This is a genomic window from Pedobacter sp. 01T416_2 (assembly GCF_056398925.1).
Window position 1 is genome coordinate 1 of record NZ_JBFTQI010001169.1, and the last position, 1,179, is coordinate 1,179.

At 35.9% G+C, this 1,179-nt stretch carries 1 protein-coding gene; it reads right to left on the minus strand.

From position 1 onward, the window contains the following. A partial coding sequence (locus AC1DPQ_RS28295; protein ID WP_477611650.1) for an MraY family glycosyltransferase occupies positions 1–870 on the minus strand: 870 nt, incomplete at its 3' end. Positions 871–1,179: the final 309 nt, after the last annotated feature.

Here is a 1,179-nt window from a genome sequence, read left to right on the forward strand (position 1 = left end):
GTCTCCCTYAAACGGAGAGCCTCTCTTTAAAATACGGATGGTAAAAACTCTTAATGAGTCGAAAATGGGTACGATCAGTATTGCTACCGCTATTGCTGGCGCAGAATAAAAAGCAGGTTTATTTTCACCTGTAAACTTATTGAGCTCTATAAACTTAATGGCCAGGGCAGCAGAAATAAGCCCGATGATCAGTGCACCTGTATCGCCCATAAATATTTTAGCAGGAAACCAATTGTATTTTAAAAAGCCTGCGATGGCACCCGCAAGGGCAAAGGCTATAAATGCATATGGCACTTGTCCCATCAAAGAAAACAAAATACCGAAAGCCAGGCTTGTTAAAATGCCGATTCCACCTGCCAATCCGTCAATGCCATCTATTAAATTGAATGCATTATTCAGGAAAATAATTAATGCTATCGAAAAAAGGCTTCCCCATAAGGGCGGCATATCTCCTATACCCAATACACCGTACAAACTTGTTAAACGAAAAGCACCGAAAAAAACCAGGATAAAAGCGACTACGATCTGCAAAATAAATTTTGTACTGGTATTGGTGCCATAAACATCGTCTTTTAAACCAAGTGCCGCAAGGATGATGCACGATGCAATTAAAAAATTAGCTTCTTTAAAATTAATAATGGCCGAAAAAAGCAAGATACATACGGTAAAACTACCTACAATGGCCAAGCCACCTAAACGTGAAATATTGCGTTTATGTTTTTTACGGTACAGGTCGTTTTTATCAAAAAGGCCATACTTTAAAGAAGTATAGATTATACTTGGAATACTTATAATTACGGTTGAAAAGGCCAAAATAAATATGGCTATACAGAAATAGTCAGGGCTGGTATTCAGAATATCTTTTAGCAAAACTTATAGGGACTTGCAAGCAAATATAACTATACTAAGATAAACAAAATTGCGATGTAAAATGTTTAACATGACATATATCAAAATAATTGATTTACGTCATACTAAACAGACAACAAAAGTTCCTAACCTTAAACCGAAAAGTAACAAATAGTGCTAAAGTACTGTTTATTAACATTAAAACTGACTGAGTTTGCTTAACTTTTTCTTTAGCAATACCCAAAAAGGCAAGGGCATCTTATTCCTTTTTAAGGCTTTATAATCATTAACAAAGGCAGAGACCCTGCTCATCACAGATTGGTTACTTAC